This is a genomic window from Streptosporangium sp. NPDC049644, from assembly GCF_040675205.1.
GTDB classification, from domain to species: domain Bacteria; phylum Actinomycetota; class Actinomycetes; order Streptosporangiales; family Streptosporangiaceae; genus Streptosporangium; species Streptosporangium fukuiense.
Map to the genome: position 1 here is coordinate 35,758 of NZ_JBFAOJ010000049.1, position 21,225 is coordinate 56,982.

Annotated in this window: 9 protein-coding genes and 1 pseudogene; 3 read left to right on the forward strand and 7 right to left on the reverse strand. The window is 67.6% G+C overall.

Features of this window, described 5'->3' with window-relative positions; translation table 11 throughout:
* Positions 1–102 precede the first annotated feature (102 nt).
* Positions 103–765 (forward strand): annotated as a pseudogene (locus AB0J58_RS25565) (methyltransferase); the annotation flags it as partial.
* 379 nt (positions 766–1,144) lie between these two features.
* Here AB0J58_RS25565 and AB0J58_RS25570 read toward each other — a convergent pair.
* Positions 1,145–7,663, reverse strand: coding sequence for a PKD domain-containing protein (locus AB0J58_RS25570; RefSeq protein WP_364219741.1), 6,519 nt, complete (start codon positions 7,661–7,663; stop codon positions 1,145–1,147).
* Positions 7,664–8,065: 402 nt separating this feature from the next.
* Here AB0J58_RS25570 and AB0J58_RS25575 point away from each other — a divergent pair, with 402 nt between their 5' ends.
* On the forward strand, positions 8,066–8,248 hold the full coding sequence (locus tag AB0J58_RS25575) for a hypothetical protein (protein WP_364219744.1): 183 nt from the start codon (positions 8,066–8,068) through the stop codon (positions 8,246–8,248).
* A 62-nt stretch (positions 8,249–8,310) separates the two neighbouring features.
* On the opposite strand, the gene AB0J58_RS25580 is transcribed toward AB0J58_RS25575, so the two are convergent.
* The 6 genes from AB0J58_RS25580 to AB0J58_RS25605 form a co-directional block, all read right to left on the reverse strand.
* On the reverse strand, positions 8,311–15,081 hold the full coding sequence (locus AB0J58_RS25580) for a PKD domain-containing protein (protein WP_364219747.1): 6,771 nt from the start codon (positions 15,079–15,081) through the stop codon (positions 8,311–8,313).
* A gap of 143 nt (positions 15,082–15,224) precedes the next feature.
* A complete protein-coding gene (locus tag AB0J58_RS25585; protein ID WP_364219750.1) occupies positions 15,225–15,806 on the reverse strand; it encodes a transposase family protein in 582 nt (193 codons plus the stop codon).
* A gap of 42 nt (positions 15,807–15,848) precedes the next feature.
* Positions 15,849–16,424 (reverse strand): leucine-rich repeat domain-containing protein, encoded by a 576-nt coding sequence (locus AB0J58_RS25590; protein WP_364219753.1) that lies wholly within the window; start codon positions 16,422–16,424, stop codon positions 15,849–15,851.
* A gap of 381 nt (positions 16,425–16,805) precedes the next feature.
* On the reverse strand, positions 16,806–16,916 hold the full coding sequence (locus AB0J58_RS25595) for a hypothetical protein (RefSeq protein ID WP_364219756.1): 111 nt from the start codon (positions 16,914–16,916) through the stop codon (positions 16,806–16,808).
* A 482-nt stretch (positions 16,917–17,398) separates the two neighbouring features.
* Entirely contained in the window at positions 17,399–18,619 is a 1,221-nt protein-coding gene (locus AB0J58_RS25600) for an MFS transporter (RefSeq protein WP_364219759.1), read from the reverse strand.
* A gap of 95 nt (positions 18,620–18,714) precedes the next feature.
* Positions 18,715–19,140 (reverse strand): carboxymuconolactone decarboxylase family protein, encoded by a 426-nt coding sequence (locus tag AB0J58_RS25605; protein ID WP_364219762.1) that lies wholly within the window; start codon positions 19,138–19,140, stop codon positions 18,715–18,717.
* Between the two features lie 133 nt (positions 19,141–19,273).
* Between AB0J58_RS25605 and AB0J58_RS25610 the strand changes: the two genes are divergently transcribed.
* Positions 19,274–20,674: a PLP-dependent aminotransferase family protein gene (locus tag AB0J58_RS25610; protein WP_364219764.1), complete on the forward strand. Its 1,401-nt coding sequence runs from the start codon at positions 19,274–19,276 to the stop codon at positions 20,672–20,674.
* The last annotated feature ends 551 nt before the right edge of the window (positions 20,675–21,225 follow it).

A 21,225-nucleotide genomic window follows, 5' to 3' on the forward strand; every position in this document is an offset into this window, starting at 1 on the left:
AGGCTCCGGTGGCGCTGACGTCGATGATGATCTGGAGCGGGTCCAGATCGGCCGCGGGGCCACAGAAGTCCTTTCGGCCGTGGACGCGCAGACCTCGGCAGCGCCGGCGGCAACTACGGCGGCTTCCTCGCCCGCAGCTTCCCGCAGACCCCCATCTTCGGCCTGGAGGCCAACCCGCACCTCGCCAGGAGATTCGACCCGATGACCGCGCCGCCGAACTACGACATCGAGTTATGCAGGCTCGGCGAGGATCCGCTGCCGGAGACGGCGCGGGGTCGGTTTGACGCCTGCATCCTGCGGTTCGTGCTGCAGCACGTCTCCGACCCCGGACGTGTCCTGAGGGCCGTGTACGACGCGCTTCCCGCCGGTGGCCGGATCTACGTGATCGAGGAGGACCTGTCCTTCACGACCGTCCAGCCCGACTGGGAGCCGTTCCGCCTGGCGGCCGACGGCTGGATGCGGGTCACGCAGGCCGGGGGCTCCGACAGCATGATCGGCTGTAAGCTCCCCGCGCTCGCCAAGGGCGCCGGGTTCGTGGTCGACGACCTGGAGATCCTGCTGCGCAACAACGTGGAAATGGGTCCTGACCTCGGTGACTTCCTCGCGAGCGCCCTGGTGATGTTCCAAAGGACCAGTCCTCACCTCATCGGTGATGACGAGGTCAGCACGGTGGTCGAAGGGTTTGAGGCCTCTCGTGAGGACCACGCCGTCCGCGCCGTGGCCACCTACCCGCAAGTTCTGATGATGGCGACCAAGGAGAGTTGATCGTTGTGACCACCGATGCCACGGGTGACCTGCGGCAAAAGGCCCTCATGGTGCACGCGATTTCTCGATTCCGTACGGGATGCCCTTAAGATCAGCGCGGTGGACTCCTCCCGGATACGAGATGTCGTCGCGCTCAAGTTCCGGTAGCGCTCACGGCGGCAGGTTCAGCGGCGTCTCGGCCCAGCCGCTTCATCTCATAGACGGTGAACAGCACGCGGCAGTGCGGGGGGCCTTGATCTCGCGGGCCAGGGTGAGGGCGGACTCGGACGCGGGTGCTGATCTTTTCCGCACCTGCTCAAGCGATTGCCGGTGGCCGGCGGGTCAGCCGGGTGTCCGCGGGCCTCAGCCGGGATGACCGCGGCCCGCGAACATGTCGGGGTCAGCCGCTGACGCGGATGACGCCGCTCACCGGTGAGGGCGAGGCGCTGTTGTCGTAGATGAGTTCTCCGTTCTTCTTCCAGACCCTGACCAGCAGTCGGTCTGTGCGGTCGGCCGGCTTGCCGGAATCGACCGCGGTGATCTCGTAGGTGACATCGACGCTCTTGTTGACCTTCCCGGTTCCGCGCAGGATCGCGGTGCCGCCGGAGGCGGCGAGCACGGTGTGGGAGCCGTCTCGCAGATCGAACCCCGGGGCGTTGTAGCGCAGCTCACCTGCGGGAGTGGTGTCCTTGCCGCGGTAGCGGGCGGTGACCTCCAAGGTCGCCTTGCCCTCCTTGGCGCACTGGCCGGCGAGCGTGCACGCCCCGGCGGGTGAGAGCATCTGCCCGGCCCCGACCAGCGAGCCGGCCGGGTCGTAGACCAGCACGTAGGCGGTCTGCCCGTCGATGGTATCGGTGCCGGTCGCGCCCTTGTCGTCGGTGACCGTGACCGAGATCGGGTATCGCCCGGCCTTGGTGAACACGTGCGACCCGGTGACCGTGCCCGCGTTCTTGGCTGTGCTCTTGGCGGGGCCGGTGCTTTCGGCCACGGCCGCGGGCACCGGCGTGCCGCCGATGGTCCACACGGCGGTGTGGACGTCGGCGCCACCGGGGTCGGTGAACGAGGCGTTCAGCCTGACCTCGGTGCCCACCGCCACGGCCGTGACCGGCTGTGTGAGGGCCACCTCGGGTGCGGCGTTGGTGACATGGACGGTGAGCCGGGCGGTACCCGTGGCGCCCTTGTCGTCGGTGACCGCGAGCACGACGGTGTGGTCACCGGCCGAGGGATACACGTGCTGGAGCTTCAACTGCCCGGCGGTCAGCGCCAAAGGCCGCGACCCGGCCCCGTCGCCGTAGTCGGCGCTGTAGGTCCAGGAGCTGGAATCGGGATCGACGAACGAGCCCATCCCCACCCAGCCGCTGCCCGCCTCGACGGTGTCGAAATGCGTCTCCAACGTCACGGCCGGGGCCTGGTTGGGGGTGTCGGCGGAGAGCACGGTGGCGGTGAAGGCGGCCGCGGTTTCCAGGCCGCCGTCGTCCTTGACCGTCACGGTGACCGGATACCTGCCCGGGGTGGCCCACTGGTGCTCCAGCGTGATCTGCCTGGCCTCGTCGGGTATCACCGGCCGGGGGCCGGCCCCGTCGCCGTAGTCCACCCTCGCGCTCCAGGAGCTGGAACCGGGGTCGGTGAAGGTCACAACGCGCTGCAGTTTCTCCCCGGCGCTCAGCTCGACGTCGCCTCCGACGTCCAGCACCGGAGCGGTGTTCGCCGCCGCCTCCTCGATGACATACGGCACGCCGGCCGTCCCGAGGGCGCCGCCGCTGTCGGTGACCATCACCAGCGCGGTGCCGGTACGCGGGGCGGTGAAGGTGCGGGTCACCTCGACGGTGCCGCCACCGGGCTGCCGGGTCACCTCGGCCGGTACCGGGGGCCCGTCTCCCCAGGCGACCTGGGCGGTGTGGGTGTCAGCGGTGTCGGCGTCGGTGAAGGAAACCTTCAGGGTGAAGGGCTTGCCCACCTGGCCCCGCAACGGCGCGGCCGGCACCTGGGGCACCGGCGTGCCGCCGGCTTTGGCGCCCTGGCCCGTCAGCGGCACGGTGAACGCCGCCTCGGCGCCCTCGGCGGTGGTGAAGGTCAGCGCACCGTTGGCCGGGCCTTCCGCGGTGGGGGCGAACCTGACCTGCACCGTGCACGCCTTACCCACCGCCAGCTCCACCGGGCAGGCATTGCTTTGCGTGAACGGCCCGCTGGCCGCGATCACCCTCAACGGGATCGGACCGTTGAGCCGGTTGGTCAACGTCACCGTGTACGGGTGGCTGACCTGGCCGACCTGCACCGCATCGGCCCAGTTGACCCCGACGGTGTTCAACAACGGACGAACCGTGGAGGTGACCTCCGCCCCATTGTTTTCGATCTTGGGGTCGGATACGGCCAGGCTGTCCGCCATCGCGTGGGTCTTGAACTCGGCGCCGTCGGCGGTGTCGGCCGGGATGGTCGCACTCACCTCGACGGTGGCGCTCCAGCCCTTCTCCAGGACCTTGACCGTGTTGCGGAACCCGCCCTGGATCTCGGTGCACCTGCCCCGCCAGGTATCACAGGCCGCGCCGGTGACGCCCGGGGGGGTGAACACATCCAGCCGAACATCGGTGGCGGTGTCCTCACCGGTGTTGGTCACCGTGGCCGTCCAGGTCACCTTCGCACCCGGGCCCGGCTCGGTGGCCGACACCGCGGCGGTGACCTCCAGATCAGCTTGCGCCGTGGTCGGGGTCAGCAGGAACGACCGGGGAGAGGTGACGAAGTCGGAGGAACCGTCCGCGGAGGACCTGTCGCGGATGAATCCCTGCGCCACGATCTGGCCTGAGGAATTCACATCGTGCAACCAGTTCAGGCCCATACACGGCATCCTGGTGTCGGCCGGCTCCTTCGGGCACAGCGGCCGGGGCAGCAGGTCCGCCAGCGGGTACTTCTTGTCCTCCAGCCATATCACCGGCTCGTAGATCTCCTTGACGGGGGTGGAGGCGTCCGGGTCGAGCGCGAGACCGACCACGAGCCCATGCTCGTTGACCGCGCTCGCCTTACCCACACCAAGATCGACCGGCTTGCCGTCCCTCCACATATACGCGTTGGAGGAGCCATGGATGGGGCACTTCAGCTCACCGACCGCCACACCCGTGGTGTTGACCGCATACACACCACCGCCCTTATTCGGACAATCCGCAGGTATCGCGAGCTTGGCGGTCACCCCGTCCTGATAGACCGCCGGGCTCCAGGAAGTGGGCGTGCCGTCTACTCCCCGGTCGGTCACATAAGCGCCGGCCACAGCTCCCTGGGCGTTGATCCGCGTCCCCACATCGCCCGCGATTCCGCCGAACGTGCTTCCATGCTTGTGAAACGGCGGGGTGGCCGGCAGCCCGACCGCGGTCCCCCGATCCCACATCACGTATCTGCCGTCAACGGCGCCGAACACCTGACCGTTGTCGTTCACATCAAACGCGAAGCCGCCCGTGCCGGACTTCTGCAGATCGGTGACCGAGCCATCCCTGCCGAACAGCACAGCGCGCTGCACGTTCCCGGACTCCGCCGAGGTGATCGCGTAACCCGAGACATCTCCGGCCTCGTTGATCCCCGTGGCATCCGCGTCGCAGTCTTCATGGGGACCTGTAGAGCTTTCGGTGCACGGCAGACCACCCAGGTCGGCGGACTCACCCGCCTGCCAGCGCACCGCACGATGCTTACCGTTGTCCTCCACTACCGTGGCCGCGACCTGACCACGATCGTTCACCGCAACCGCGTGTGTTCTTCCCGCATCCTCGCCACCGGTGCCATCCAGCTCGGTCACCGTGTAGGAACCGAACCGCGCCACCACCGTGTGCGGACCGTCCATCACCAACGTCAGCTTCCCAGCCGGCCGCTCCTGACCATCCACCGTCCACCCGATCGGGACACGCCCCGCCTCAGGAGCCGCGGTCAGCGTCACCGCCGACCCCACACGATAGACATCCTGCGCCGGCGACGCCGACACCGAACCACCCGGCTGCGCCGACAACGCCAGCTCAAACTCCCGCGTATCAGGCCTCTTGACCTCGACCACATCAAGCGCAGCCCGCACCCCCTTGGCCGTATCGGCCTTCACCGTGACCGAATACACCCCATCGGCCAACGGCTCAGAGGTGGCACCGTACACACCGTCGTCGGCCGCGCCGTCACCACTGCCGCCATCATCGCTCAACGGCAACTCATGGCGCGTGCCGTCGGTCCCGAGCAGGATCGCCCGCACCGGCACCCCGGTCACCGGTTCACTGCCATCGGTGACGGTGCTCCTCACCGCCACCCGGCCATCATCGGCCGACTGCTCGGCCGTGGCCGCCACCGTCACCGCGTTTCCGGCCACCCAGGCGACCAGGTCGGCCTTGACGGCCTCGGCCGCCGAGTTGGTGATCTCCAGCTTCCACGCCCCGGCCTGCGGCTTGGCCACACTCAACCCCTGGATCGGCTGCTTGGCCTCATCACTGCCCGCCGCATACTGCGCGGCCGGCTTCCCGGCCGGATCCCGCAACACCAATCCGACGGTCGACGGCAACGCCCCGGTCACCCCGAACGCCGTGCCCTGCGGAACCTCCACCGGCACACTCACCGTCTGCCCCGGCTCCACCACGCTCGACAACGCGACGAACGCCGAAGCACCACCGGTTGCGGCGCCGCCGTCACCATCGGCCGGGCTTGCCTCCCCGGAGGTCACGGCAACGTCCTCCTGACCGGACGCCGGGGCGACACCCTTGCCGGGCGCGAACTGCGCACCATCGGGGTTGTCGGCGCCGGCCAGCACCGAGGCCAGCCGCGGCTGGACATACGACAGGAAATCCGCCGCCGAATGGGTCATCGCGTCGTGACGCGTACGGGTGACAGGGGTGTCGGTGTAAACGTACCGCGCGCTCGACTTCGGAACCATTCCGTCCCCGGCTACGCCGCCTTCCGGGTCGAGGCAGGAGACGCCGTGCCCCACACCGACAAGGCTGGATACCTTCACACCCTTGATGTTGGTGACGTTCTTGTTGAAGACACCGTCCATGTAGGCCACGGTGCTGTGCTTGGTGGCCGGCATGGCGGGGGGAGAACCGCCCATCCCGATCGTCCCGGCCAAGAGCATGTCCGCACAGGGAGTTCCCCTGTTCGGGGTGCCCATCTGCAGCATCCGGCTCACCGCCGGCTTGCTTGGCATCTCGGCTTGGATGTAGTGCCGGGCGATCACACCGCCCGAGTCGTGGGCGACGACATCGACCTGGAACGCACCCTCCACTTCGCGCACGCCGTCGATGTAGTCCCCCAACTCCCCGGCGTTCCGCTCGATGGTGAAAGTGGGCTTGGACGGGTCCTTCGGATCACCGGTGTTGAGCGTATCGACGGGGTATCCATTCAGCAGCGGGTGCACGGACGCCAAAACAGACGTGTAGCCATCCCACGCCGTTTCCCTGTTGCTCCTGTAACCGTGCACCAGTACCACGGGCTTCGGCCGAATGGTTATCGGTGCACCCAGGGAGACATCCAACGAGGTTGGGGTGTGGCTGACACGGAGTTCTGCGGTCAAGGATCGGTCTGACCACCCTTTCCCCTCGTGCCAGGCGAAACCAGTCGTGTCCCAGACCACTCGCTTGGTGACGGTCTCGTGGGGGGCGAGGGTGAGGTTGCGCCCGCAATTGGGCAGCGAGCCTTCAAACACCTCCTCTTGCAGCACGCAGCTCACCCGCTCGGGGTAGTTGCTCGGGTTGGTGATGGTGACGGTGACGCGGACCTCGTTGCCATCGACCGTGCCGCTCTCCGGCACCGGGACCCACGCCTCAGAGGGGTACAGCCGCGTCTCAAGCGTCATCGATTCGATCTTGGGTCGGGCAATTTTCAGATCGAGTACGAAGACGTGGAACAGTCGGCTGGCATTGTTCAGCATGAGGCCGGCGATCTGGCCGCGATCATTGATGCCGGTAGCCTGGGTCAAGGTGAAGGAGGTGTTCTCCGGCAGCAGGGTGTTCAGGTCGACCCCCTGACCGTTCGCATACAGCGCGGCCCGCTGGTGAGCGGATGCGTCAGAGGAGGCTTTGTGCCACATCCAGCCCGCCCCGAGGCCGGCTTCGTTGATCGCCAGCACCTGACCGCCGAGCGGGGTGTTCATCCGCAGGGGCTGGCCGTCCTCCCCCCAGATCAGGGGGACATAGCCCACGCCGTCAAGATCCCTCCCATAGCCGGCCACCTGGCCGCTGTTGTTGATGTCGTAGGCGTGGGTGTCGCCCGTGTACCGAAGAAGATCTCGTTTCAGGTTGACGGGCTCATCGGCTCTGGTCCGGAACGCGGTGGATCTGGTCACCTTCGGATCAGGGTCCGCGTCGATGACACCGACCACCTGACCGTAAACGTTCAGCGAACTGGCCATGGTCGCGACGGACACGCCGGCTGGAGCAAGCTTCAGCGTCTCAGCGCTGAGGGGGTCGTATACCCAGTCCCCCCCAAGAACCTGACCTACGTTGTTGATGGCCACCGCGGCGCCCTGGAGATTCGGCTTGGTCACCGCGCCGCCGTGGACGACAAAGGGCTTTCCTGAACCATAACCGCCGACCACGTCGCCGCGATCGTTGACGTCTAGCGCGTAGCTGTAACCGTCCCCCCCAAGCCCCAGGCTCTCGTGGAACCTTTGAGCGGGTCGCCCAGGGGCGAGCAGCACGGCTCTACGGTTCGAGTTAAGGGTGTCCGCGATCTGGGCCGCGACCTGGCCGTGGGTGTTGATCCCTCCGGCGTAGCGAAACGAGTCAAGGCCCATATTGGTGCTACCAAGATCGGTAAGCGTGGGCGCGACTGCCGCTGCAACGCCTGCCTGTTGCTCCGGCTGCGCCGCCGCCATCGTCGGTGTCGGCGCGAACAGGGAGCCGACCACCACGGCGAGCAGGGGAAATGCTACCCGCCGCGCGAAAGCGCGGCTGCGTAACAAGTTCAATGAAGATCTTCTCCTGAATGGGGTCCGTGCATCCGCACGGGATGGGAATGTCTAGTGATGCCGGAGTCGGGATCTCCCGAGCACGGTCCCATGGATCTGCGGGCCGGGCATGCGCGCCACCTCCGGGTAGGGTGTGCGTGGAGGGAGCCGTCCTCTCCTGCGAAGTGACTCGTTTCTGCCCGTTTGCGGCGCCAACGCGCATGTCATGCATTAACCGACATAGGCACCCCTCCGTCAGGTGTTAACCCCCCGAACGTGAGATCGATCACGAGATGGTGATCGGTCGCGCTTGTAGGTCGCTTGGCCTGCGATTGCAGCGAACTTGTCGAAGGCCGGTCGTGCGGTGTGTACCAACGCGAGGCAGACTCCGACGCGAGTGCGTTCCCGCACGGGACCGCCCGCATGTTCGCCCTGCCCGGCGGCTACGCGGTGGCCAAGGGCCCTCTCATGACGGCACCCACGCCCATCGCCGCCGCAGGCGCCGATTCACCACACGTACGACAGATCCCGCCCGTTCGGGGAACGGGCGGGATCTGCGCTCCGTTTCCGCGCCTGCTCAAGCGGCTGCCGGTGACCTGCGTGTGAGCCGGGTGTCCGCGGGCCACGACCAGGGTGACTGCGGCCCGCGGACGTGTGATGGGTCAGGTTCAGCCGCTGACGCGGATGACGCCGGTCACCGGTACCGGTGAGGCACTGGTGTCGTAGATCAGTTCTCCGTTCTTCTTTGTCCAGACCCGGACCGCCAGCCGGTCGGTGCCGTCGGCCGCCTGGCCGGAATCGATCGTGGTGATCTCGTAGTTGACCTCGATGGTCTTGTTGACCTTCCCGGTGCCACGCAGGATCGCGGTGCCGCCGGCGATGGCCAGCACCGCGGGGGAGGTATCACGCAGGTCGAACCCGGGGGCGGTGTAACGCAGTTCCCCGGTGGGGGTGGTGTCCTTGCCGTGGTAACCGGCGGTGACGTCCAGGGTCGCCTTGCCCCGCGGGGCGCACTTGGTGTTCAGCGTGCACGCCCCGGCGGGGGTGGTGCTCTGTCCGGCGCCGACCAGTGTGTCGGCCGGGTCGTAGACCAGTACGTAGGCCTGCTTGCCACCGCCGCCGGTGGTGGCGGTGGTGGTGGCGTTGTGGTTGTCGGTGACGGTCACCGCGATCGGGTACAGCCCGGCCTCGGTGAAGGTGTGCCACCCGGTGACGGTGCCCTTGCCGCGGTGTCCGGTCACCGCTCCGGGCACCGGCTTGCCGCCGATGCTCCAGGTGGCGGTGTGAGTGTCGGTGCTGCCCGCATCGGTGAAGGTGGCGCTGAGCGCCACCGCCTTGCCCACCGGCACGACCTTGGCCACCGCCGGCGCGGTCAGGGTCACCTCGGGGGCGGCGTTGGTGACATGGACGGTGACCTGGGCGCTGCCCGTGGCGCCCTTGTCGTCGGTGACGGTGAGCACGACGGTGTGGTCACCGGCCGACTGATACACGTGCTGGAGCTTCAACTGCCCCGCGGTCAGGGGCAGCGGTTGTGGGCCGGCCCCGTCCCCGTAGTCGGCGGTGTAGGTCCAGGAGGTGGAGTCGGGGTCGGTGAAGGAACCGATGCCGACCCAGCCGGTTCCGGTCTCGATGGTGTCGAAAGGCGTCTCCAGTGTCACGATCGGCGCCTGGTTGGGGGTGTCGGCGGTCACCACGGTGGCGGTGAAGGTGGCCGTGGCCTCCAGGGCGCCGTCGTCCTTGACCGTCACGGTGACCGGATACGTCCCCGCAGTGGCCCACTGATGCTCCAGCGTGATCTGCCTGGCCGTGTCAGGGGTGACCGGCCGAGGGCCGGCCCCGTCGCCGTAGTCCACGCTCGCGGTCCAGGAGGTGGAATCGGGGTCGGCGAAGGTCACGATGCGCCGCAGCCTCTCCCCTGCGGTCAGCTCGACGTCGCCTCCGGCGCTCAGCACCGGGGCGGTGTTCGGCGCCGCCTCCTCGATGACATACGGCACGCTGGCCGTCCCGAGGGCGCCGCCGCTGTCGTAGACCATCACCAGCGCGGTGCCGGTGCGCGGGGCGGTGAACGTGCGGGTCACTTCGAGGGTGCCGCCACCGGGCCGCTGGGTCACCACGGCCTCCACCGGGGGCCCGTCGCCCCAGGCCACTTTCGCGGTGTGGGTGTCACCGGCGTCGCCGTCGGTGAAGGGGATCTTCAGGGTGAACGGCTTGCCCACCGTGCCCCGCACCGGCGCGGCCGGCGCCTGCACGACCGGCGTGCCGCCGGCCTTAGCGCCCTGACCCGTCAACGACACGGTGAACGCCGGCTCGGCGCCGTCGGCGGTGGTGAACGTCAGCGCACCGCTGGCCGGACCCTCACCAGTCGGAGCGAACCTCACCTGGACCGTGCACACCTTCCCCACGGCGAGTTCGACGGGGCAGTCGTTGGCCTGGGTGAACGCCCCACTGACCGCGATCACCCTCAACGGGATCGGCGCGTTGAGCCGGTTGGTCAACGTCACCGTACTCGCGTAGCTGACCTGACCGACCTGCACCGGGTCCGGCCAGACGATCCCGGTGGTACTCAACAGCGGACGAACCGTCGCGGTGGCCGAGGCGGTGTTGTTGGCCGGTTCGGGATCGGTCACCGCCAGGCTGTAGCCGTGCGCCGAGGCCTTCAGCTCGGTGCCGCCGGCGGTGCCGGCCGGCACGGTCGCACTCACCTCCACCGTGGCGCTCCAGCCCGGCTCCAACACCTTGACCGTGTTGCGGAACCCGCCCTTGATCGGCGCGCACTGGCCCCGCCAGGTGTCACAGGTCGCCCCGGTGACGCTCTGAGGGATGAACACGTCCAGCCGCACATCGGTGGCCGCGTCGTCGCCCTTGTTGGTCACCGTGGCCGTCCAGGTCACCGTCGAACCCGGCCCCGGCTCACTCGCCGACACCTCTGTGGTGACCGCCAGATCAGCCCGCGCCGTGGTCGGGCTCAGCAGCAGCGCCCGGTCCTGCTGGATGAAGCCGTCGCGGTCCGGCGCGCGGTCACGCAGGAAACCCTTCACCAGGATCTGGCCCGAGGCGTTGACGTCCAGCACGTGCCCTATGCCCACGCACGGCTGGGTCGTCTTCGCGGCGTCCTCCGGGCACCACGGCCGAGACAGCGCATTGGCCAGTGGGTGCTTGGTGCCGTCCACCCACATCACCGGCGGCTTATACACGTTGAGATAAGATCCCGGCTCGGAACCGACGATCAGCTCGTTGTCGTTGACCGCGGTCGCCTCACCCGCCCCCAGATCGGTCGGCTTGCCGTCCTTCCACACATAGGCGCGCTTGGTCGTTGTGTTCTCGTAGCGGCCGCACCGCAGAGTGCCGACCACCAGGCCGGTGTTGTTGAGGTCGGAGGTTCTGCCGGCCGTTCGGGCGCAGCCCTCGACCGTGCCCGCCAGTTTGGTGAGCACTCCATCGGCGTAGACCGCCGGACCCGTGTCCCGGGGAAGACCGTTGCCGTCCCGGCCGCCCAGCTCGTAGCCGCCCGTGACCGCGCCGTGACCGTTGATCCGCGAGTACCGGAGCTGGTGCCACTCGTTGTCGTAGCCGCTCCAGCCCGGGTCGTAGTCGGCGGGCATCGCAACCGCGGCCCCCCGATCCCACATCACGTACCTGGGCCCAGCCGTCTCCCCGAGCACCTGACCGTTGTCGTTCACCGCAAAAGCGTCGCCCCACAGGTTCGCCGAGCTGTCGCCCGCGTGCAGATCGGTGACCGAACCGTCGTTGCGCCAGATGACGGCGTGCCGGGAGTTGCCGCCGTTCACCGACGCCACAGCAGAGCCGGCCACCTCCCCGGCCTCGTTGATGCCGTATGCGCCGGTCTCGCACTTGGTCTCGCCGTCGGTGCAGGCCAGGCCGCCCAGCTCGGTGATGGTCCCGTCCTGCCAGCGCACCGCGTGCGCCTTGCCGTCCTGGCCGGTCATCGTGGCCGCGACCTGACCGCGATCGTTCAGCGTGTGCGCCACGGTTTTCGAGGCGTCCCCGCCGGACAGCGCGCCGATCTCGGTCACCGTGTAGGTGCCGAACCGGGCCTGCACCGTGTGCGCCTCGTTCATGGTCAGCGTCAGCGGACCCGGGCCCCGCTCCTTGCCGTCGACCGTCCAGCCGATCGGGACACGCCCGGCCTCCGGCGTCGCGATCACCTTCACCGTGCTGCCGGCCCGGTAGACCTCCCGCGCCGGCGATGCCGCCACCGAACCCCCCGGCCCGGCCGACAACGTCAACGCGAACTCACGGGTGTCGATCTGCTCGACCGTGATGTCGGCACCCGTGACCCGCATGCCCTGAGCGGTATCGGCCGTGACCGTGACGATGTAGAAGCCATCGGCCAGCGCCTCGCTGGTGGCGCCGTACACACCGTCACCGGCCTCGCCGGCGCCATCGTCGTTCAGGGTCAGCTCGCGCGCAACGCCGTCGTCACCGGTCACGGTGGCCCGCACCTGCGCCCCGGTAACCGGCCGACCGGCATCGGTCACCGTGGCCGACACCGTCACCCTGCCATCCGCCGACGACTGCTCGGACTTGGCCGTCACGGTCAGCGGGTTGCCCGCGATCCACGCGCTCGCAAGAGCCTCGACCGGCCCGGACCCGGCGTTGGTGATCTCCAGCTTCCACCCCCCCGTCTGCGGGTTGTCCACACGCAGTCCCTGGAACGGCTCCTTGGCCGCGTCACTGCCCGGGGCGTAGGAAGCGGCCACAGCACCCGACGGGTCACGCAGCAGCATCCCCACCGTCGACGGCAGCGCCGTCACGACGCCGAACGCCGCACCCTGCGGCACCTCCACCGGCACGGTCACCGTCGCGCCCGCACCCACCGTCGCCGAAGGAAACGCGAACACCGAATCAGCCACAGCCTCGGCCTCGGCCGCGGTCTCGGCGCTCACACCGGACTTACCCGGCCCACTCGCTTCACCGGCCAGCGGCTTTTCCGGCGCCGATTCAGGCGCGACCGGTGAGGGCCCCTCGTACTCGGGGCTGGTGGAAGAATCAGCCGAAAGTCGCGGCGCGATGTAGTTGCGGTAATCCGAAGTCTTCTCGGTCATCGCGGTGTGTTCGCTTTTGGTGAGCACAATGTCCCGCAAGTTCCAGCCACTATCGGTTTTCCAGCGGGCACTAAGGGTTTCAACGACTCCGTCACTGCTGTCTTCGAAGTAGTGAACCGGAGCCGGGGAGAGGGAGCACACCAGTTTTCGGCCCACACCTACCAGGTTGGAGATCCGCACACCCCTGAAGTTGCCATGTGAATAGCCGTCCTTTTCTAATATGCGGTTCAACCCCCCCACGAAGGCGCTGGTGTTCTCACGCAACGCCGGCGCCCACCAATTAAGGGCCGTTGAGGCCCTGGCCGCCAAGTCCGCGCATTTAGATCCCGTGTTGGGAGTGCCCATCTGCAGAACGCGATGCACCACGGGCTTGCGGTCCAGCCCGGTCGCCATAAAGTGAGACATATAGTATTTGATTATGTTTCCGCCCATGGAATGGGCGACCACCACGACCTTGTCGAAGCCCTTTTCTTCACGCAACCCCTGAACAAAATGGTGCAGCGCGGAGGAGTTCTCCAGCATGGGTTTGGTCGGCTTTGTCCGGTCATCCGGATCGCCAGTGTTCATGGTGTTGACCCGGTATACCTCCTGCAGCGGGTTTTCGCCCTTCGCGATCGCTTCGAACGCGTCCCATCGATCCGCTGTGCTTCTGAAGCCGTGAACCAGAACCAGGGGCATCGGCTTGACCATGATCGGCCGCTTCAATTCTTTGTCCACAGTAGCGATATATGTGTTGCCGCTGAAGAGCCGGACGCTCAAGGAGCGATTCGAGCGCGGCCTGTGATCAAGCCAGGAGTAGCCCTTGGTATCCCAGATAAATGACCGCTCGACCGTCTCGCCAGGTTGGATGGTCAGATTGAACGTCCCACCCGGCAGGGGTTTACCGGTCCCTTCCTCGATCACCTGTAGCGTCCTACGCTGAGGCAGGTCACCGGGGTTGCTGGCCTGGAGGTTGACGCGGATCTTGTTGCCCTCGTATACCCCTCCCTCCGGCACCGGGACCCACGCCGTGGAAGGAGGAAGCTGCGTCAACAAGTCGATCGAGCGGATCTCGGGTTCGGCGAAACCCAGGTCGAGCAGGAAGGCGTGATCGTTCTCGTCGGCGGGGTAGCGGCCGATAACGGCGACCTGGCCGTGGTCGTTGATGCCGGTGGCACGGCTGAGGTTCACGTCCCAGCCCTCCGCCCGCACCAGGGTGCTCAGGTTGATTGCCTCACCCGGCAAATACATAGCGGCTTGTGGCGCGTCATTAGCGTCATACATCACTCCCACGCCGATGCCGGAGTTGTTGATCGCAGCCACCTTGCCGTACACCGTCTCCCCGGAAGGGGTGGTGCCCTGTTCCTGGGGTGTGCCACTCCTATCCCAGATGATGGGGATGTCATTGGTGTTCCCCGGGTTGTCCACGTAGCCGGCGACCTGGCCATGGTCATTGACGTCGGTGGCCTGGGTTTTGGCAGTGCCGAACGTCAGACGGTCTCGGCTCATGATGAGGGGCTCGCCGGGCTTGGTCCGGAAGGCGGAAAAACCGTTGAGCGGACCAGGGTCCATGTCGGCGAAACCGACGACCGTACCGTCATTGGCCAGCGCGGTAGGCTCCAAGTACTGATCCTCGAACGCTTGGAGCTTCAATACAGAACCGTCGGGATCGTGTACCCCGCCGGGGCCCGCGATTTGACCGCTGTCGTTGATAGCCGTTGCCGTAGAGTTTAGGCGAGTCGCTTTGCCATCTTTGACGAGGAAGCTGCTCGTGTCGTCAGTACCGACAAGCACGGCGCCGTGGTTGTTGATGTCCCTGGGATCGCTCACGTGGAAGTCGCCGCCGAGGCTCGCGTGAAGATCCGTGACGGATTCACGAGCAAACAGCACAGCTTTGGGATTTTTCCCGCTGGGGGAAGCAGGGTTCGGGAGCGTCCCAATGACCTGCCCCCTGTTGTTCAACTTGCGAAGTAGGCCCGAGGAGCTCTGAAGGTCGGCCAGGTGGATGAGCTCGACTTCGGGCTCCGCGGCCGCTGGTTTCGCGTCCCGAGACGGTGCCGAGCCGGACGCGGCCAGCGCGGGCAAGGGCATGGCGAGGGAGCCGGCCACCACGGTGGCCAAGCCGGTCACCACGGCGATCAGAGGAGCAGAGGCACGACTGAATAACCAGTGCAAGGGAGTGACTCCATGACTATGGCCGTGCCTTCCGGGCACGGCCAGGGAATTTCCGCCGCCGATCGTGCCCGGTCGCACTTGTGGGTCACTCGGCCTGCCCTTGCAGCGAGCATGTAGCAGACCCCGCAGCGCCGCCGTGGTCAATCGAGAGTGCTCGGAGCGCAGGCGGAGCAACCAGGAAACCGCGGATACCAGATTCAGGGCCGGATGGCGCAGCATCAGCCTGCCCAGCCGGCTCGTGACCCTGCCCGCAGGCATCGCGAGGAACGGGAAGCGGACCGGGCGAACGCCCGGCAGCTTTGGGAAGACGGGGGATGGGTGTTCGCGACCGCGACGGGCGGGCCGCTCAATCCGAACACCGACTACCACCAATGGAAAGTTCTACTCGCGGCGGCAGGGCTCGGAGACGCCCGGCTGCACGACGCCCGGCATGAGGAAGGAGACACGGGTCGGCGCCTTGTGTTGAGGTGCCTCAGGGCGAAGTCGTCCACCGTGACGGCCCGCACCGCGCCGACCGGCGGTTCAGGGACCGACCGCACCAGCCGCAACAGGGTGTCCTTGGCGACCGGCATCCCGAGCCGAGCCGCCAGGCGAGCACCTGCCCGAGCCGCCATCCCTACCGCGACCGAGGTCAGCATTCTCCGCAGCAGCGGCGTGTAGCGGGTGTGCGGACGGGTCAACCCGTCCACCTGCTCGACGAACGTCGCCGCCGCACACGTGGCGTTCGCGCACTTGAAACGCCGTACCGTCACCGCCGGCACCGTCTTCACACCGCCGACCGCGGCGTCGGCCAGTCGCCGAACGTAGCGGTCATGCACCCGGCCCGAGACAACGCCGCAGTGCGGACACACTCCCGTATCCGCCCGGCATCGGGCCCTGAGGCGCCCAGCAGATTCCGGACAGGCGACCACGACGTCCCATGCTCTCGGCGGCGAGCGAGACACCAGGAGTTCTAAGGCGCACAGGAAGTGCGGGACCGCAATCGGTTAACGACCGGGGCCGAGCCAGGCAGCATCGGTGAGGTTCCTCAAGGACTCGGGTAGCGCGGTCAACTGGTTACGGCCCAGGTCGAGCCAGGTGAGGGCGGTGAGGTTCCTCAAGGACTCGGGCAGCACGGTCAACTCATTGCCGCCCAGGTCGAGCTCTTCGAGGGCGGTGAGGTTCCCCAGCGACTCGGGTAGAGCGGTCAGCCCGTTGTCATACAGGTCGAGCCAGGTGAGGGCGGTGAGGTTCCCCAGGCACTCGGGCAGCACGGTCAACCGATTGCCGCCCAGGTCAAGCCAGGCGAGAGCAGTGAGGTTCCCCAGCCACTCGGGCAGCACGGTCAACTGGTTGCAGAACAGGTCTAGCTTTTCGAGGGCGGTGAGGTTCCTCAGGCACTCGGGCAGCGCGGTCAACCGATTGCCGCGCAGGTCGAGCCGTTTGAGGGCGGTGAGCTGGGTGAGTGACCCGGGCACCCTGCTCAGCCGGAGACGGGACAGGTCGAGGTAGGTCGATCCATCCTCCAAGCACTCGGCGATCCGGGTGACGGCGATCGCCTGGCCTGCCTCGGAGTCCAGCATGATCTCTCTTCTCCCTGTCGCTCACGCGCCTGGGCTCGCCCCTGCGCCATACCGGTCTCCGGCCCTTCCTCGGCCGCTTCGGACAGGAGGGTCGACGATGACGCTAGAGACCGGCGCTGGAGAACGACTTGTAAGTCATGGGACGGCCTGGCCGCAGACGGCCGTCATCAAGGAGAACCGCCTGCCGTTACGGCCGTCTCGCGGGACCACTCCGGGCTCGTCGCGCCGCCCCTGGTAAAGGGCCACTCATCCGCTCCAGCCAGGAACCGTCCCGGCGAGCGTCCCGCCACTCAGGTGGAGGCACCGGGCCGATCCGTTGAACCTTGTGAATCCCGTCGGCCGGGGCCGTCAGCGGCCCTCGGCACCGGCCGACGGATCAGATCACTCCGGGTCGTAGGCCAGGTTGGGGCGCAGCCAGCGCTCGACCTCGGCGAGGTCCAGGCCGCGCCGCAGGGCGTAGTCCTCGACCTGGTCCCTGTCGAGGCGCCCCACGGTGAAGTACCGCGACGCCGGGTGGGCGAAGATCAGCCCGCCGCGCCTCCAGGTGGATGTACTCGGCGAACGCCTCCGCCAGCCGGTCGGCGAGGGCCTTCACCATGATCGCCCGGTAGTCGTCATTCCGCGCCTCAGACCGATAGACAGTGATGACCAAGACGTCCACATGGTGATGTACGTCTTACCGCCAACCAATGGACGATCTCATGCCCCAGAACGAAGGCGGTGATGGCCTGGTGGAGGGGCCGGGACACGTTCTCATCCAGCAGCAGCCTCACGTGATTGCTTGGGAGGATCGTAGCTGTTGACGTAGTACGAGCTGCGTGTCCTCAGTCTGGACGGCACCCCCAGCTGGTGCGAGATCGTCGACGGCGACCCCGACACCCACGAGGTCCACCTCACCCTCAACCTGCTGCACTTGGTACGGCGGCTGCGCATCGTGCACGCCATCGCCGGGGATCTCACGGTAGACGCGGCGCTTACTCGGGCAGACCCGGGCGGGGAACCCTGTGGCGAGGCATGGCACCGACGATCGGGAGCACCAGAATGGCCAGCACGCCACCGATCCACAACACGCTCACCGTTGAGGCGGTGTCGACCACCAGGCCGCCGACGAGGGCGCCCAGGGCGATGGACAGGTTGAACATCGACACGTACAGGGAGGACGCGGCCTCGGTGGCCGTCGGCGCGGCGTTCAGGATCCAGGTCTGGAAGGTGACCGGGACGGCGCCGTAGCCCAGCCCCCAGACGATGAGTATCGCGGCCACCGAGAAGGTGTTGTGGTCGGTCACCGCGAGGGCGGCCATGGCCGCGGTGAGGAGTACGGAGATGCCGCACACGGTCTGCCGGAGACGCTTGGTGATCAGGGCACCTGCGATGAAGTTGCCGCAGATGCCGGCGATGCCGAAGACCAGCAGCAGCACACTGATCATGCCGTCCGCCACACCGTCGTGCTGGAGGATCGGCCGGACGAAGGTGTAGGCGGTGAAGTGCCCGGTGATAACCAGGAAGGTCATGGCGATGCCGACGCGTACCGCGATGTGCGTCCGGAACACCCGCGGCAGGTCCCCGAAGGTCATCGTGCGCTCCGGCGCCACCTTCGGCATCACGACGACCATGCAGACCAACGAGATCAGACCGAGCACACCCACGACCGCGAACGCGGTTCGCCAGCCGCTGAGGCCGCCGACCAGGGTGCCCGCAGGCACACCCAGCACGGAGGCGGTCTCGACGCCGCCGAAGACGACGGCGGTGGCCCGCACGACGTGGTGCTTCGGGACCAGACGCAGGGCGATGGCGCCGGCCAGGGACCAGAAGCCGCCGACGCTGATGCCGATCAGAAAGCGGGCCAGCAGGACGACTGCGAAACTCGTGGCGAAGGCGGAGGCTAGGTTGGCCGCGCCCATCATCCCGATCAGCACGGCCAGCACCAGCCGGCGGTCGATCCTGGCGGTGGCCACGGTGACCAATGGTGCCGCGACGGCGGCGACCAGCCCAGGCACGGTGACCATGAGCGCGGTGGTGCCCTCGGAGACGTCCAGCGCGGTGCCGATCGGGGTGAGGAGTCCGACGGGCAGCAGTTCGGAGGTCATCAGGGCGAAGATTCCCAGCGTCACGGCGAGGATCGCGAGCCAGCCCCGGACCGGTGAGGGGCTCGCGTCCTGGGCCACGTCCGGTGGCGGGAAGTCGACGGATGTCACGCTGTCGGCCTTTCCTGGAAGTCATGCGAAGGGCGGTGGCCGCGGGGACGCGGGCCACCGCCCGTGGGTGGAGGAGAACGAGGGCGCAGGTGTGGCTACTCGGTTCCGGGGGTCTTGCGCGTGGTCACGTTCATGCGGTTCCAGGCGTTGACCGTGAAGATCATCGCGATGAGCTGGGCGAGTTCTTCGTCGTCGAAGTACCGCGTGGCCTCGTCGTACACCACGTCGGCGACCCCCTGGGGAAGCAGGGTCATCGCCTCGGTCAGGGCGAGGGCCGCGCGCTCCTTGGCGGTGTAGAGGCTGGACTCCTGCCAGGCGCTCAGCTGGTAGATGCGCGCCTCGCTCTCACCCGTCCGGCGGGCGTCGCCGGTGTGATAGTCGATGCAGTACGCACACCGGTTGATCTGGGAGGCGCGGATCTGCACCAGCTCGATCAGGACCGGGTCCAGTCCCTCGCGGGCCACAGCGTCCAGAGCCAGCACGGCCTTGAAAACCTTGGGAGCGACAAGCGACAAGTTCATACGTGCGGGAATAGCAACGTTCGTCATGCTCATGACCCTAAGGACACGATCGACCCAAGATATGGTGCATTCTCGTGGATATTCTGTGGGCCAATTTCGGGCACGACGGCCAGGGCCGGCGCAGGGCGAGGCGATGAGCGGCCTCCGTCCGGAAAGCGGCAGCGACCTGCACCTGGATCTCACCGGTGGCGGCGGCGCGCGCGTGCGGTTGATGCGGGCCCTGCGCGAGGCGATCCACTCGGGACGGCTGGCACCCGGTACCCGGCTTCCGCCCTATCGCACCCTCGCCCTCGACCTGGGAATCGCCCGCAACACCGTCGCCGCCGCGTATTCGGAGCTCGCCGAGGAGGGCTGGCTCACGTCTCGTCAAGGTTCCGGCACGCACGTCGCACACCGCGCCGCGCCTCTGGAACCCAGCCGTCGGCGCTCACCCGCGCGCCCGTCCCGCCAACGGATCATCTACGACCTGATGCCCAGTTCCCCTGACGCCGCCGCCTTCCCGCGCTCGTCCTGGATCGCCTCGGCCCGGCGCGCGCTGGCCGCCGCACCCAACGACGCCTTCGGCGTCGGCGACCCCCGTGGCCGGCCGGAGTTACGCCAGGCGCTGGTGGAGTACTTGGCTCGTACCAGAGGTGTGCGCACCAAGGCGGACCACATCGTGATCTGCTCGGGCTTCGCGCACGGGCTGCGGCTGGTGTGTCATGTGCTGCGCGGCCTCGTCGCTGTCGAGTCCTACGGACTCGACTTCCACCGCTCCATCATCACCGAGGCGGGCCTGAAGACCGTGCCGCTCACCGTGGACACCCACGGCGCACGAATCAGGGAACTTCCGGCCACAGGCGCGCAAGCCGTCCTGCTGACACCCGCGCATCAATACCCCACTGGAGGCGCACTGCACCCACAGCGCCGGGCCGCGGTGATCGACTGGGCACGCGCCACAGGCGGCCTGCTGCTTGAGGACGACTACGACGGCGAGTTCCGCTACGACCGCGAACCGGTCGGCGCCGTGCAGGGTCTCGATCCGGACCGCGTCGTCTACTTCGGATCGACGAGCAAGAGTCTGTCCCCCGCGCTCCGGCTCGGCTGGATGGCAGTACCCGGCCGGCTGGTGGACGACATCGTCGCCGCCAAGGGCCCGCGCGAACTCTGGTCGGGCGTCATGGACCAGCTCACCCTCGCCGACTTCGTCACCGGCGGCGCCTACGACCGCCAGTTGCGCCGCATGCGCAGGATCTACCAGCGCCGCCGTGACCTGCTCACGGCCACGCTCGCCGAACGCGCCCCGCACGTCAGCGTCAACGGCATCGCCGCGGGCCTGCACGCCGTGCTCGAGCTTCCCCCGGACACTGAGCAAGCCACCCTCCGCGCCGCACGCCGCCTCGGCCTCGCCCTGGACGGCTTGGGCTCGTATCTGCACCCCGACAGCATGATGCCGCCACGCGACGGCCTGGTCCTCGGATACGGCACACCACCCGAGCACGCGATCACGGCCGCCCTGGAAGCCCTCTGCCTCGCCTTGCCCGGACCGCCGTAGAAAACCCCCGCCGCTCGGGCCGGCGTCACCCCCGAGTGCCCGCCGCAGGTGTGGAGATCCATCTGCTCGACGACGTCTTCCAGCGTCCAGTTCCGCGCCTGGCGGGCCCGGCGCAGTGGCGTCGGTTCCCGGTCGCGTCCCACACGGGCCATGGGCCCTCACCTCTCAAACGCACGCGGGGCGCCGCCTCGCTTACGGATGGTGCACGGTCATTTGCCTGATCGGTTCCTCTGCGACGAGCTTCTCGCAGATCCGCAGCATGTCCAGATTCCCGGGATTACGCAGCCGTATTTGTAGCGAGATGTTGACATCCCGCCTGCGAACCCTAACACTTTACGGAAATGCAATAGAAACGTTAATGTGACCTGATCGTCGGCCCTCCATCGGGAATCAATCGCCCCATTGAAAAGCTCACAGGGACGAGGTTTGTGCATAAACGTTAGCGTTAACAGTTCTTCGTGCGCCCGTCGATGCCACCCTTATTGCCCCTGAGGCCTCGCCGTGAGTGCGCAGCTGTGGCGTCGCCCCTCGCCGTCTCCTCACCGATTCCC